At 70.8% G+C, this 13,312-nt stretch carries 10 protein-coding genes and 1 pseudogene; 5 read left to right on the forward strand and 6 right to left on the reverse strand.

From position 1 onward, the window contains the following. Window positions 1-250 precede the first annotated feature (250 nt). Together ACFWGJ_RS33340 and ACFWGJ_RS33345 are read left to right on the forward strand one after the other, a co-directional pair. Complete coding sequence (locus tag ACFWGJ_RS33340; RefSeq protein WP_387332108.1) at window positions 251-1,240, forward strand: intradiol ring-cleavage dioxygenase; 990 nt, start codon at window positions 251-253, stop codon at window positions 1,238-1,240. Between the two features lie 217 nt (window positions 1,241-1,457). Continuing rightward, complete coding sequence (locus tag ACFWGJ_RS33345) at window positions 1,458-1,874, forward strand: hypothetical protein (RefSeq protein WP_387332110.1); 417 nt, start codon at window positions 1,458-1,460, stop codon at window positions 1,872-1,874. Here the strand turns inward: ACFWGJ_RS33345 and ACFWGJ_RS33350 are convergent. After that, window positions 1,862-2,338, reverse strand: coding sequence for a hypothetical protein (locus tag ACFWGJ_RS33350; RefSeq protein WP_381833628.1), 477 nt, complete (start codon window positions 2,336-2,338; stop codon window positions 1,862-1,864). The genes ACFWGJ_RS33345 and ACFWGJ_RS33350 overlap by 13 nt on opposite strands. Window positions 2,339-2,471: 133 nt before the next feature. On the opposite strand from ACFWGJ_RS33350, the gene ACFWGJ_RS33355 reads away from it, so the two are divergent. Beyond that, window positions 2,472-3,377, forward strand: a complete 906-nt coding sequence (locus tag ACFWGJ_RS33355) for a DUF3152 domain-containing protein (RefSeq protein WP_387332112.1) — start codon at window positions 2,472-2,474, stop codon at window positions 3,375-3,377. Between the two features lie 60 nt (window positions 3,378-3,437). Here the strand turns inward: ACFWGJ_RS33355 and ACFWGJ_RS33360 are convergent. From ACFWGJ_RS33360 to ACFWGJ_RS33370, 3 genes and pseudogenes are all read right to left on the reverse strand, one after another. Continuing rightward, window positions 3,438-3,656: pseudogene (locus ACFWGJ_RS33360) on the reverse strand (hypothetical protein); the annotation flags it as partial. Window positions 3,657-3,745: 89 nt separating this feature from the next. Then, window positions 3,746-5,470: a methionine--tRNA ligase gene (metG, locus tag ACFWGJ_RS33365; protein ID WP_387332114.1), complete on the reverse strand. Its 1,725-nt coding sequence runs from the start codon at window positions 5,468-5,470 to the stop codon at window positions 3,746-3,748. Window positions 5,471-5,634: 164 nt separating this feature from the next. Continuing rightward, entirely contained in the window at window positions 5,635-7,356 is a 1,722-nt protein-coding gene (locus tag ACFWGJ_RS33370; protein ID WP_387332116.1) for a VWA domain-containing protein, read from the reverse strand. A gap of 237 nt (window positions 7,357-7,593) precedes the next feature. Between ACFWGJ_RS33370 and ACFWGJ_RS33375 the strand changes: the two genes are divergently transcribed. After that, window positions 7,594-9,708 (forward strand): PhoX family protein, encoded by a 2,115-nt coding sequence (locus ACFWGJ_RS33375; protein WP_387332118.1) that lies wholly within the window; start codon window positions 7,594-7,596, stop codon window positions 9,706-9,708. Between the two features lie 206 nt (window positions 9,709-9,914). Here the strand turns inward: ACFWGJ_RS33375 and ACFWGJ_RS33380 are convergent, their stop codons facing one another. Next, a complete protein-coding gene (locus tag ACFWGJ_RS33380; protein ID WP_387332120.1) occupies window positions 9,915-10,838 on the reverse strand; it encodes a LysR substrate-binding domain-containing protein in 924 nt (307 codons plus the stop codon). Window positions 10,839-11,024: 186 nt separating this feature from the next. On the opposite strand from ACFWGJ_RS33380, the gene snpA reads away from it, so the two are divergent. Further along, the gene (gene snpA / locus ACFWGJ_RS33385) at window positions 11,025-11,702 is read left to right on the forward strand and encodes a snapalysin (RefSeq protein ID WP_387332122.1); all 678 of its coding nucleotides are present in this window, start codon (window positions 11,025-11,027) and stop codon (window positions 11,700-11,702) included. 190 nt (window positions 11,703-11,892) lie between these two features. On the opposite strand, the gene ACFWGJ_RS33390 is transcribed toward snpA, so the two are convergent. Next, window positions 11,893-13,020 carry an endonuclease/exonuclease/phosphatase family protein gene (locus tag ACFWGJ_RS33390; RefSeq protein ID WP_387332124.1) on the reverse strand — a complete coding sequence of 376 codons (1,128 nt, stop codon included), beginning with the start codon at window positions 13,018-13,020 and terminating at the stop codon, window positions 11,893-11,895. Between the last annotated feature and the right edge of the window lie 292 nt (window positions 13,021-13,312).

The following is a 13,312-nucleotide window of genomic DNA, read 5'->3' on the forward strand; positions in this document are numbered from 1 at the left end:
CCCCTCCGGAACGAGGGGGCACCGCCCCACAGTGGCTTGGTTCGGCGATGGCGACGAGTGACTGCCGTAGGGGTCCTGGAGGATCCGACGGTGGCCGGTCGACCGGAGGGTTCGACGGTGCTGGTCGATCGCCGGGCCCGGCGGTGGCCGGTCGATTCGCGCCATGTTTCGGCCGCGAACGGTAATCCACAGTCCGCGCCCACGCTGTTGACAGCCTTCTTCCCTAGCTTCCTCGCTCATGACGGGAAACATGACAGGAAGCCAGTCGGCCCAAGGGCCGAAACACAAGCGGAATGTGACGCGGCGAAAGGTCGTCGTGGCAGGTGGCGCGGCGGTCGCCGCGGTGGGCGTGGGCGGCACGATCGCCGCGACCGCGAACGCCGGCCAGACGGCCGTGAGCGCGCAGGGCGCGTCGGCGGGCGCCACCTCGACCGCCGCGGAGGGCTGCTACAAGCTCACCTCGGAGACCACCGAGGGGCCGTACTACATCGATGCCGACAAGCTCCGGCAGGACATCACCGAGGACAGGGAGGGCATCGCGCTGACCCTCCGCCTCAAGGTGATCGACAACGAGACCTGCAAGCCCATCAAGAACGCCGCGGTGGACATCTGGCACTGCGACGCGCTGGGTCTGTACTCCGGCTACGAGGACTCCTCCGGCGGTGGCGGCACGCCGCCCACCGGGGCGCCCACCGACGTGCCCACCGGCACTCCGACCGGCTCCCCGACCGGTCCCCCGCCCGGCGGTGGCGGTGGCGGCCACCAGGAGCCCACCGACGACAAGCGCTACCTGCGCGGCACGTGGAAGACGGACAAGCAGGGCTTCGTCACCTTCAGGACGGTCTTCCCCGGCTGGTACCAGGGCCGTTGCGTCCACATCCACACCAAGGTGCATGTCGGCGGCACCTGGACGGACGCCGGTTACGAGGGCGGCAACACCTGCCACACCGGTCAGTTCTTCTTCGACGAGGAGTCGGTGCTCGCCTCGGCGGAGGTCGAGCCGTACTCCACGTCGACGACGGAGCGCACGACGCTCACCGAGGACACGATCTACGACCAGTCCGGTACGGCCGGCGGTCTCCTGAAGCTCAAGTACAAGAAGAACGCCATCGCGAAGGGGGTCATCGGCTCTATCACGATGGGCGTGGACCCGGACGCGACGCACGAGGGCACGGACGACGCGGTGCAGCCGGGGACTTCGGCGACTGCGTCGGCGTCGGCGTCGGCGTCGGCAAGCTGAAGCTGGTGACCGCCGATTGAGTCGGCCGCGCAGGAACGCGTACAGCGGGTGGGCCCGGGACGAAGGACGTCCCGGGCCCACTGGGGTGATCAGGTGACCCACAGGGTGTTCGCCGGGTGGACACAGCGGCAGGGCGTCTGATGGCGGGTGCGAGGTGAGAACGCCTCGCGGGCCCGCAGGACACCGGCGGCGCCGGACGAGATCACCGGAGGAGACCATGGGATGCGCCGTGCTGCTCGCACTGTTGCTGATCGCCGGAGCGGTGGTCGCGACGCGCCGCCGGGGCCGCACGCGCGACCTGTCCGGCTCGTCCGGCCTGGACGCGGAGGCCGACGCCAACCGCTGGGTGGTCCGGCTGGGAGCAGGCCTGTCGGCCCTTGAGGTACGGACAGGAGCGGGAGCGGACGGTACGGCGACGCAGGCCCTCACGGACGCCTCCGAACGCCTGCGCAGGGCCCGGGCGGAACTGGCCACCGCCCGTACGGCGGCCGAGTACGCCCTGGTGACACGGACGGCCGCCGAAGGTCTCGACCATGTGCGCATCGCCCGTACCTCCCTCGGCCTGGATGGGGCCGGCGCGGAGGTGTGGCGGAGCGAGAATGGACGGGCCCGGCGGAGTGCTCAGGTGTCGTAGGTGCCGTCCCAGGGCGGGCCGAAGCCGAGACGGTCGGGATACAGCTCGGCCCAGGGCTCGCCGTCGTCCTCGCCGGTCAGCAGGCCGAACAGCACGCCGTCGCGGGTGAGCCGGAAGGGCTGGACCGCGATGTCCGTGTAACGGCGCCGGGGAAGGCTCCGGAGCAGTTTCGCGAGATGGGCCTGCGCCTGGGCGAGGACCGAGTCGGGCCCCTGCGGGTTGCGCTGCTGCTCGGCCCAGGTGCCGGCGCACCAGATCTCCGAGTCGCGGTGGCGACCCTCGGTATCGAAGGTGTGGAGCACGGTGAAGAGGCGTTTGTGCTCTTCCCAGCCGTCGTCGGGGCGGTATTCCTCGGGGAAGGCGTAGGTGACCGACCCCAGGAATTGCCCCTCCGCGTAGTGACCGATGGCATCGGTGCGGTGGCGCGGCTCGTACGCGATCGGGATGACCTGGGGGACTGCCATGACGAAACCATACGGATGAATCGTGCACATGCCAGGAGCGGGGTCCCGTAACGGGGCGTCCCCAACGGGACGTTATGGCTTCGTTATCCGCTGAGCCAGAACCCAACGCCCCGCGTATTCACTCTTGATGCTCATGACCAAGATCAACCGCCGCGCGACCGAGCCGTCCCCGACCGCGAGATCCCGCCGCCGTCGCAGAGGCTCCGCGAGCGGCGGCGGCAGGGGGAAGGGGCCCCTGTTGTGGGGGTTGGCGGCGCTGGCGGTGTTATCGGCGGCGGCGCTGGCGGTGAGCGGGGGGACACCGGCGGCGTCGAGTTCAGGCAGCTCCGACGACGAGCCGGAGGCGGCGGCCGAGGAGTCGAACCGTCCCTCCCGGCCCTCGCAGGAGAGCAAGCCCAGCAAGCCCAGCGCGAGCCCGGGAAACGAGGAGTCCCCGGACTCGGTCTCTGCCCCGTCGTCCTCGCCCTCCATCCCCTCCTCGGGGCCGGGGACGTTCACCACGGCCGGCGGTGGGAGCGGAACCGTGGGACGGGGCGCCCGCCCGCTGCGCTACAAGGTCGTCGTGGAGAAGGGCCTCGCGCAGTCGGCGGCGGACGTGGCGGGCCAGGTGGAGGGGATACTGGCGGACCGACGAGGCTGGACGGCGGACGGCCGGTCGGGCTTCAAGCGGGTCTCGACCGGGTCGGCCGACTTCGTCGTACGGCTGGCCACACCGGGAACGGTGGACGAGATCTGCGGCCGCTACGGCCTGAACACGCGCGGCGAGGTCAACTGCAGCGTGGGCAAGGACGTGGTGGTCAACCTCAAACGCTGGCTGCTGGCGACCCCGGTCTACGCCGACGACGTGGACGCGTACCGCGCCCTCATCATCAACCACGAGGTGGGCCACTTCCTCGGCCACGACCACGTGACATGCCCCGGCCCGGGCAGACCGGCCCCGGCGATGATGCAACAGATCAAGGGGATGCGGGGCTGCACGCCGAATGTCTGGCCGTACGACGAGAAGGGGCGGCCGGTTACGGGGCCGAGGGTGCCGTGAGCGGACCCTTCACCCACGTGACCTGCCCCCGCCCGCCCGGGGCAGAGGCTTTCCCGAGTCAACGGTCGTCACCGCTTTGAGTATCGTCCCGATCTCAGGGCCCTTGGCGTGGGTGATCGCGGACAGTGTCGCGAGCGCGAGGTCCTTGCGACCCTCCGCCGCACTGGTGATCACCGGCATGTTGTGCGGCCCCGCGACCAACGGGCGCAGGGTGAGCAACGGCCATTGGGGTGGCCCGAACTGCACCGGCTGCTCTGCCCATTCGGCCGTCGCGTAGTCCTCGGCTCCGTGTACGCGAACGGGGTGGCCGGGCACCGTCGTTGCACGGTGTCCGGCCACCCCGGTCGTTCAGGACGAGCGGGCTGGCGTTACTCCGGCGCCCCGCCGAAGCGCTCCTTGTACGTTTCCAGGTCCTCGTCCGTGATCTTGGCGAAGAGGACCGGGGGGACCGTGAACGGGGTGCCCGCGGGGAGGGAGTTCAGGGACTTCGCCTCCTCCTGGGTTACCCACGTTGCCGTGTCGTTCGGCAGGGCGAAGGCTGCTCGCATCGCCGCCGACGACGCCGGGATGAACGGCTCCGAGACCACCGCGTACAGGTGGATCAGGTTCATCGCCGTGCGCAGGGTGAGCGCCGCGCCCTCCGGGTTCGTCTTGATCTCCAGCCAGGGGGCCTTCTCCTCCAGGTAGGAGTTGCCCGCCGACCACAGGGCGCGCAGGGCAGCCGCCGCCTTGCGGAACTGGAGCGCCTCCATCTGGGACTCGTAGTCGGAGAGGAGCGATGCGATCTCCTCGCCCAGCTTCGCCTCCGGGGCGCCGGACTCCGCGCCCGCCGGGACCTCCTCGCCGAAGCGCTTCTTCGAGAAGGACAGGACGCGGTTGACGAAGTTGCCGAGGGTGTCGGCCAGGTCCTTGTTCACCGTCGCCGTGAAGTGCTCCCACGTGAACGACGAGTCGTCCGACTCGGGGGCGTTCGCGATGAGGAAGTAGCGCCAGTAGTCCGCGGGCAGGATGTCGAGCGCCTGGTCGGTGAAGACGCCCCGCTTCTGCGAGGTGGAGAACTTACCGCTGTAGTACGTCAGCCAGTTGAAGGCCTTGAGCTGGTCGACCTTCTTCCACGGCTCCCGTACGCCCATCTCCGTCGCGGGGAACATCACGCTGTGGAAGGGGACGTTGTCCTTGGCCATGAACTCCGTGTACCGCACGTCGGAGGCGCCCGCCGGCTCGTACCACCACGACTTCCAGTCCCGGTTCTCCTCCGGAGCCGCGTCCGCCCACTCCTTGGTCGCTCCGATGTACTCGATCGGCGCGTCGAACCAGACGTAGAAGACCTTGCCGTCGGCGGCCAGCGTCGGCCACGTGTCGGCCGGGACCGGGACGCCCCAGTCCAGGTCACGGGTGATCGCGCGGTCGTGCAGGCCCTCGGTCAGCCACTTGCGGGCGATGGAGGACGCGAGCTGCGGCCACTCGTCCGCGACCTCGTCGATCCACGCCTCCACCTCGCCCTGCAGCTTCGACTGGAGGAGGAAGAGGTGCGATGTCTCGCGGACCTCCAGCTCCGTCGAACCCGAGATCGCCGAGCGCGGGTTGATCAGGTCGGTCGGGTCCAGGACACGCGTGCAGTTCTCGCACTGGTCGCCGCGCGCCTTGTCGTAACCGCAGTGCGGGCACGTGCCCTCGACGTAACGGTCGGGGAGGAAGCGGCCGTCGGCCGGCGAGTACACCTGCCGGATCGCGCGCTCCTCGATGAAGCCGTTCTCGTTCAGCCTGCGGGCGAAGTGCTGCGTCAGCTCCGCGTTCTGCGGGGAGGAGCTGCGGCCGAAGTGGTCGAAGGCGAGCGCGAAGCCGTCGTAGATGGCCTTCTGCGCGTCATGCGCCGAGGCGCAGAATTCGGCGACGGGCAGGCCCTGCTCCTTCGCCGCCAGTTCGGCCGGGGTGCCGTGCTCGTCCGTCGCGCAGATGTAGAGGACATCGTGACCGCGCTGGCGGAGGTACCTGGCGTACACGTCCGCCGGGAGCATGGACCCCACCATGTTGCCCAGGTGCTTGATCCCGTTGATGTACGGAAGGGCGCTGGTGATGAGGTGTCGAGCCATTGCGGGCTGCTCCCGAGTCGCTACGTGGGGTGACGTCCGGTCGAGTGCTGCTTCGACTTTCGGCCGTCTTACGAACCTTGAAATCGTAGCCGACACGGGTGGGCCGCCCGCTCCTCGTTTCATGGGACGAGAAGGGGCGGCCCGGGTGAGGCTGTGGCGTGGGGTTACGGGCGCCAGTTCGCCAGTACGCCCTCGTAGATCTCCGCGTCCGTGAGTTCGCGGGGGGCCGGGCCCGCGTGGAAGAACGCGGTGTTGTCCGACTTCAGCTTGCGGAGGTAGTCGAAGGCCTTGTTGTCCTGCTCGCCGAACGCGACGAAGGAGAAGAAGAGGCCGGGGTGGCTCTTCGCCGCCGACGTCAGGGCCTGGGTGGCCGGGGTCTTGGCGTCCGGGGCGCCGTCCGTCTGGAAGACGACCAGGCCGGGCTCCGCGGGAGTGCCCGCCTTCTCGTGCAGGGCGATCACTTCCTCCACGGCCGCGTGATAGCTCGTACGGCCCATGCGGCCGAGGCCCGCGTGGAGTTCGTCGATCTTGTTGTCGTGCTCGGCGAGGGTGAGTTCGCCGGTGCCGTCCAGTTCGGTGGAGAAGAAGACGACCTGGACGTTCGCCTCCGGCGTCAGGTGGGCCGCGAGGGCGAGGGTCTGCTCGCCGAGAGCCTGTGCGGAGCCGTCCTTGTAGTACGGGCGCATCGACGCGGAGCGGTCGAGGACGAGGTAGACCTTGGCACGGGCGTCGGTGAGGCCCTGGTTCGCCAGGGCGGTGGCCGCCGCCTTGTAGGCGCTGAGGAGAGCGGGGGCCTGGGCGGCTACCGCGTCCTCGCCCCCGGCAGGCTTGGCCGCAGCTGCGGGAGCAGCCTCAGCCTTGGCTTCGGGGGCCGCCTCGGTCTTGGCTTCGGGCGCCGACTGCTTCTCGGTCTCTGCCGCGAGGGGCTCGGGGGCCGGTTCCGGTGCCGGTGTCGGTTCCGGGGCGGCCTCGGCCGAGGCTGCCGCCTCCGCCTCCGCCTCGGCTGCCTCCGCGGCGGCCACGGCCTCGGCTTCCCGCTCCGGTTCGACGGCCGGCTCGGCCTCGGGCTCCGGGACGAGCTGGATGACCAGCTCGGGCTCGGCCTCGGCCGCGGCGATGATGACGGGCTCGGCCTCCGCCTTTGCCTTCGCGGGCTCGGGCTCCGGCGTCACCTCGGAGGCGACGGGCTCCGGCTCGGCCGCCGGAGCGACCTCGGTGACCTCTTCGGCGACCGGCTCGGGCGTCGCCTCCGGTTCCGGTGCCGTCTCGACGACGGGCTCCGGCTCGGCCTCCGCCTTTGCCTTCGCGGGCTCGGCCTCCGCCTTTGCCTTCGCGGGCTCGGCCTCCGCCTTCGCGGGCTCGGGCGCCACGACCGGCTCCGGTTCAGCCACCGGCTCGGGCTCAACCTTCGCGGCAGGCGCCGCCTCGGGCTCCGCCTCCACGACGGGCTCGGGCTCAGCCACCGGCTTCGCCTCGGCCACAGCCTCGGCGGCAGCCACGACCTCGGCCTCGGCGGCGGCCTCGGCGTCAGTCTTCGCCGCAGGCGCCGCAGCCCCCGCAGGTGCCGTCGCCTGCTTCGGGACCGTTACGTTGTCGAACGCCGCCGAGACCAGGTCGTCCACCGAGGACGCCTTCGTCTCGGTCCCGCGCTCGGGCTGTCGCTCCGGCGCCGGCACGGCTTCGGCCTCGGGCTCGCGCTCCGTGGCCGGTGCGGGGACAGAGACCTCAGGCTCGGCTGCCGCAGGCGTGGGCTCGGGAGCCGTCTCCTGCCGGGCGGCCGGCACGGTCGGCTCGGCGGCGGCAGATGCGGAAGGGACCGCGGCAGCGTCAGCGTCCCCCTTGCGTGACTTTCCGAACGCATTCCGCAGGCGGGTGAGAATGCCCATGTGCGCAACCCTTCGCATGAGTTGGTTCCGTCAATCCCTGGCCAGGACGGACACGTAAGGTTAGCCGCCAGGACCGAAGATCTTTATCGGGCCCAAACATCGAACCTGTTCCCGTACGCATGTCGGGGTCAAAGCCCTTTTGGCTGGGCCCGGTTCACTCTCCGTTCACCTTGCGTCCGCGCTCTCGCACGCGCGTGCCCCTAGCGTCACGCCAGACACAGACATAGGGGAGGGAACGTGCGCAACCTGCTGCCTCTGCTCGGCTCGACCGGTTCACACCCGGGCGGCCGTTCCGAGATGACCTGTCGGTACCGCTGTGGTGATGCCTGCTTCCACCCGGCGCCCAACACCAGCGCCAACGAATACGTCGGCGACGTCATCGCCGGAGCGCTCAGCCGTCGGTCGATGATGCGGGCCGCCGCCGCGGTGACCGTGACCACGGCGGCGGCCGGGAGCGCGGTCCTCGGCGCAGGTGCGGCCCCGGCCGCGGCCCAGCCCGCCGGAGCCGCCACCGCCTCGAAGGGCTCGCACGGTGCGCACGGCTCGCACGGCTCTAACGGTTCGAAGGGCAAGGCCGCCCGCGGTCTGCGCTTCACCCCCGTCGCGCCGAACACCACCGACGCCGTCACCGTCCCCGAGGGCTACGGCCAGAATGTGGTCATCCGCTGGGGCGAGCCCATCCTGCGCGGTGCCCCCGCCTTCGACCCGGACCGGCAGACCGCGGCGGCGCAGGCCGGCCAGTTCGGCTACAACTGCGACTTCCTCGCCCTGCTCCCGCTGCCGGGCGAGCGCGGCCGTCAGCTGCTCGTGGCGAACCACGAGTACACGGACGAGGTCCTGATGTTCAAGGGCTACGACCCCGCGAACCCGACCCGCGAGCAGGCCGAGATCGCCTGGGCCGCGCACGGTCTGGGTGTCGTCGTGGTCGAGGAGGAGCGGAAGACGGGCAGGCTCACGGCCGTGCCCCGCCACCACCTCAACCGGCGTGTCACCGCGACCACCGAGTTCAAGGTGACCGGTCCCGCGGCCGGGTCCAGCCTCCTGAAGACCTCCGCCGACCCGACCGGCAGGAAGGTCCTCGGCACGCTCAACAACTGCGCCGGCGGCGAGACCCCCTGGGGCACGACGCTGCACGGCGAGGAGAACTTCAACCAGTACTTCGCCAACGCGAGCCGCACGACCGACGCCCGCTACGGCATCGGCACCGGTGCCACCGAGCGCAAGTGGGAGCGGTTCGACAAGCGTTTCGACGTCGCCCAGGAGCCGAACGAGGTCCACCGCTTCGGCTACATCGTCGAGCTGGACCCGTACGACCCGACCTCGACGCCCCGCAAGCGCACCGCGCTCGGGCGGTTCAAGCACGAGGGCGCGACGATCCGTCTCACGGACGACGGCCGCCCGGTCGCGTACACCGGCGACGACGAGCGCTTCGACTACATGTACAAGTTCGTCGGCAGCAAGCGGATGCGCCACGGCACCAGCCGCGCCGCCCGCGAGCACAACCTGACCCTCCTCGACGAGGGCACGCTGTACGTCGCCAAGCTCACCGGCGACTCCCCGGCGATCGAGATCGACGGCACCGGCAAGCTCCCCTCCGACGGCGAGTTCGACGGCAGCGGTACGTGGATCCCGCTGGCCACCGCCACCGCGAAGGGCGCCGTCTCGCACGTCCCCGGCATGAGTGCCGAGGAGGTGTACGTCTTCACGCGCCTCGCCGGTGACAAGGTGGGCGCCACGAAGATGGACCGCCCGGAGGACATCCAGCCCTCCCCGCACACCGGCAAGGTGTACGTCGCCCTGACGAACAACACCAACCGCGGTGTCGGCTCCAATGCCAAGGTGGACGAGGCCAACCCGCGCAACGCCAACAAGCACGGGCACGTCCTGGAGCTGACCGAGCGCCGCAACCGCGCCGACGCCACCACCTTCGCCTGGTCGCTGTTCCTGGTGGCGGGCGACCCGAAGGATCCGGCGACGTACTTCGCGGGCTATCCGAAGGACAAGGTCAGCCAGATCTCCTGCCCGGACAACGTGGCCTTCGACCCGCACGGCAACCTGTGGATCTCCACCGACGGCGCCCAGCTCGGCTCCCACGACGGCCTGTTCGGCGTGGCGACCAAGGGCGAGCGGCGCGGTGAGCTGAAGCAGTTCCTGACCGTGCCGAAGGGCGCCGAGACCTGCGGCCCGCTCGTCCAGGACCGCCGCGTCCTCGTCGCGGTCCAGCACCCGGGCGAGATCACCGGCGCGACCGTCGAGAACCCGGCGAGCGTGTGGCCCGACGGCCCCGGCAAGATCGTCCGCCCGTCGGTGGTCGCGGTCTGGCGCAAGGACGGAGAAGACATCGGCGTCTGACGCAGACGATGGCAGAGGGCGCCTTCTGGAAAGAGGGCGCCCTTGCCTTTCGCCTTGTGCCTTCAGCGCGGCGGGGAACTGCTTGCTTGGAAGGGCACGGGCAACCGCCGGCTTTCAGGGGCGCGGGGAACTGCGCGACCAGCCCCCACCGGCCCGCACCCGACACACGACCGTCACACCCCCGACCGTCACACCCCCGACCGTCCCTACACCCCTACCAGATCAAGCCACTCCCCATAGCCGGGCGCCTCCCGCGCAACCTCCGCGTACGCCTCCCACAGCTCGGGGAACACCAGGTCCAACTCCCCCTCCGTACGCGCCGCGAGCACCAGCCGGACCCCCAGCGGATCCCCCTGGATCCGCCGTACCGCCATCTCCGGCCGCGGCTGGCACGTCGGCTGGCACACCGTGACGACCTCGCCGGTCGCGACCAGCGAGGCGGCCGTGTGGTAGTCCCCGTGCAGCACCCGCGGCCGCAGCCCCGCCGCCCGCAGCATGCGGTGCACGGCGTCCCACTCGCCGTCGACCGTCGGATCGATCATCCACCGGTCCCCGGCCAGGTCGGCGAGCCGGACCTCCGTGCGCGCGGCGGCCGGATGGTCGGCGGGCAGGGAGACGAACTGCGGTTCGCGGTCGACCAGGACGCGCAGCGCCAGCCCGTCCGGGATGCGCAGCGGGCTGCCCTCCACCTCGTGCACGAAGGCCACGTCGAGGCGGCCGGCGGCGAGCATGCGCAGCAGGGCGTTCGGGGAGACGTCCATCTGCAGGACCGGTTCGCGCTGGCGGGCGCGCAGCCGGCGCAGCCAGCCCGCGAGGGCGCGGCTCGCGGTGGATCCGATACGGAGCTGGGGCCCGTCGGCGTCCGTCGCGGCGGCCCGTGCCTCCGCGACCAGCGACCGCATTTCGGCCACCAGCGGGCGGGCGCGGCCCAGGACGACCAGACCGAGCGGGGTCGGGCGGCAACCGGTGCGTTCGCGCAGGAAGAGGGGGCCGCCGAGCTCCTGCTCGATGCGTTTGAGCTGGGTGCTCAACGAGGGCTGGGCCACGCCGAGCTGCCGGGCGGCCCGGTGCAGGCTGCCGGTGTCGGCTATGGCGCACAGTGCGCGGAGGTGCCTGACCTCTAGGTCCATGCCGTCGGAGCCTAAAGCGGAAGTACAGCTTTCACCAGATGCACAAACCCCACCCAAATCAAGTGAGTCGGGCGATCGGATGTGTGCGGATAGCTGCGTCCTATCGCCTGTTGCCATCATCACAGCCGCCTCACAGACGCCGAAACTCCTCGGTGACGACTTCACCCCCCACGCAAGGAGTCATCGATGCGACTGTCCACACCCATGCTCTCCGCCGCGCTCGGCCTCGGCCTCACCGCGGCGGCGCTCGGTACCGTACCGGCCTCGGCGGCCCAGGCACCGGAGTCGGCGGCCACCTCGTCCGCCGCTTCCGTGGCGGGCGCCGGCTACAACGGTTCCGGCGAGGAAGCCAAGGCCAACGAGGCCTTCTTCGAAGCCGTGCTGAAGTCCGTGGCCGAGAAGCGCGCCGCGAATCCGACGTCCGCCGCCGCCGTCACCGTGGTCTACAACGCCTCGGCGGCGCCGTCCTTCGCCACCCAGATAGCGCGCAGCACGTCGATCTGGAACAGCTCCGTCTCGAACGTCAAGCTCCAGGCCGGCAGCAGCGGCGCGAGCTTCACGTACCGCGAGGGCAACGACTCGCGCGGTTCGTACGCGTCCACGGACGGGCACGGCAGAGGGTACATATTCCTCGACTACGCGCAGAACCAGCAGTACGACTCCACGCGCGTCACCGCCCACGAGACCGGGCACGTGCTCGGACTTCCCGACCACTACTCCGGCCCGTGCAGCGAGCTGATGTCGGGCGGCGGACCGGGCACGTCCTGCACGAACTCGATCCCCAACAGCGCGGAGCGCGCCCGCGTGAACCAGCTGTGGGCCAACGGGCTCGCCAAGGCCCTGGCGAAGGTCAACCAGGACTAGACCCCGGCGGCAGCCGTCGTCCGGGCGGTGCGGAGTCGGCGCCGCACCGCCCCGACGCCGGGACATCGGGACCGGCAGGTCCCCCTCGGATGTACCACCCACCCCCCACGGACGTGGGCCGCCCCTCCTGCACAGAGGGCGGCCCACGTCGTGTTTTCCGGGTACGGCTCCCGTCCGGGCGCGGATCCCGCTACGTGCTCCTGCGCAGGATCAGGTCCACGACCAGGGCCCGGTGGTCCGTGTCGTCCAGGTCCAGGAAACGGGTCCTGGTCGCCGTGAAACCCCGGGACACCAGGACGTGGTCGATCTGGGCGCCGAAGGCCGGGGCCGTCAGGGCGGGCCAGCTCGGCGTACGGGTGTCACCGGTGAGGCGGGCGCCGTCCATGAAGCCGGTGTCCAGGATGCGGCGGAAGGCCGCATGGTCCTGAGTGGCGTTGAAGTCGCCCGCGACGACGGTGGGCCGGCCGATGTTCGCGGCGGCGTAGTCGCGCAGCGCGGCCAGCTCCTTGCGCCAGGTGCCCAGGTGCGACGGGAGCGGCGGCATGGGATGGGCCAGCTGCAGGTGGATCTCCTGGCCGTCCACGTCCACGGTGGCGCCGGGCATGCCCATGGTGGCGGGGATGCCCTTCGCGGGCGTGAGGGGGTGACGGCTGAGGATGACGGAACCGTCCGACCCCTCGGAGGTGGCGCTCTCGACGGCCTGCCGGTACGGGTAGACGCTGTCCTTGCTCTTGCTCTTGCTCTTGCTCTTGGCCTTGGCTGCGGACTTGTCCCCGGCTGCCTTGCCGAAGGCCTGGTCCAGCTTCTTCTCGCAGGAGTCCTCGCACTCCTGGACGAAGACCAGGTCCGGGCGCTGCTTCGAGACCGCCTCGATCAGGGCGTCCGTGGCCTGGCCGAACTCGACGTTCGCGGTGAGCACGCGGATCTCCGCGACCGGGACGCCGCCGGGTTCCATCGTCTTGCCGTACGGCTCGATGTACCAGGCGATCACCGCGAGGGCGGCCACGCCCCAGACGAGGCCGATGCGCCAGTGGGACAGGGCGGCGAACAGGAGGGCCACGGCGGTGGGGGCGAGGAGCCAGGGGAGGAAGGCGAGCAGTTGCGGGATGGGGGTGATGGCGTCCGTGTCGGCGATGCGGCAGCCGAGGACGATGCTCACGGTGAGGAGGAGGAGGGCTGCGAACCAGGCGCCGGGGCGTGTTCTGCCGTGTCTCGACACCGGGACGTCGGTGTCCCTGGTCCACTTGCCCGTCTCCGTCGTCGTGCCGTGCAAGGCCACGTCTCCCGCCCCTTCTGGTCCCCCACCCACCCCGGCCATCTGCATGGATCCTCCCTCAAAGACGGGGGGAGTGTGCGGGGGGTTGCGTGGTGGGGGGTCGGCGGGTGCCGTTCGCGCAGTTCCCCGCGCCCCTTGAAGGCGGGGCTGCGCCCCTGCCTGTCCCCTTTGTCCGCGGGCCCGGTGGGGGCTGGCCGCGCAGTTCCCCGCGCCCCTTGAAGGCGGGGCTGCGCCCCTGCCTTGCCCCTTCGTCTGCGGGCCCGGTGGGGGTTGCCCGCGCAGTTCCCCGCGCCCCTCAAAAGCGGGGCTGCGCCCCAGCTTTTGCCCTCAGGGG

The sequence above is a fragment of the Streptomyces sp. NPDC060205 genome (assembly GCF_042728395.1).
GTDB lineage: Bacteria > Actinomycetota > Actinomycetes > Streptomycetales > Streptomycetaceae > Streptomyces.

What these genes read in the sequence shown, in the direction of transcription:
- ACFWGJ_RS33340 (WP_387332108.1), top strand. Translation starts at nt 251, where the DNA reads ATGACAGGAAGCCAGTCGGCCCAAGGGCCGAAACACAAGCGGAATGTG.
- ACFWGJ_RS33345 (WP_387332110.1), top strand. Translation starts at nt 1,458, where the DNA reads ATGGGATGCGCCGTGCTGCTCGCACTGTTGCTGATCGCCGGAGCGGTG.
- ACFWGJ_RS33350 (WP_381833628.1), bottom strand. Translation starts at nt 2,338, where the DNA reads ATGGCAGTCCCCCAGGTCATCCCGATCGCGTACGAGCCGCGCCACCGC.
- ACFWGJ_RS33355 (WP_387332112.1), top strand. Translation starts at nt 2,472, where the DNA reads ATGACCAAGATCAACCGCCGCGCGACCGAGCCGTCCCCGACCGCGAGA.
- metG (WP_387332114.1), bottom strand. Translation starts at nt 5,470, where the DNA reads ATGGCTCGACACCTCATCACCAGCGCCCTTCCGTACATCAACGGGATC.
- ACFWGJ_RS33370 (WP_387332116.1), bottom strand. Translation starts at nt 7,356, where the DNA reads ATGGGCATTCTCACCCGCCTGCGGAATGCGTTCGGAAAGTCACGCAAG.
- ACFWGJ_RS33380 (WP_387332120.1), bottom strand. Translation starts at nt 10,838, where the DNA reads ATGGACCTAGAGGTCAGGCACCTCCGCGCACTGTGCGCCATAGCCGAC.
- snpA (WP_387332122.1), top strand. Translation starts at nt 11,025, where the DNA reads ATGCGACTGTCCACACCCATGCTCTCCGCCGCGCTCGGCCTCGGCCTC.
- ACFWGJ_RS33390 (WP_387332124.1), bottom strand. Translation starts at nt 13,020, where the DNA reads ATGGCCGGGGTGGGTGGGGGACCAGAAGGGGCGGGAGACGTGGCCTTG.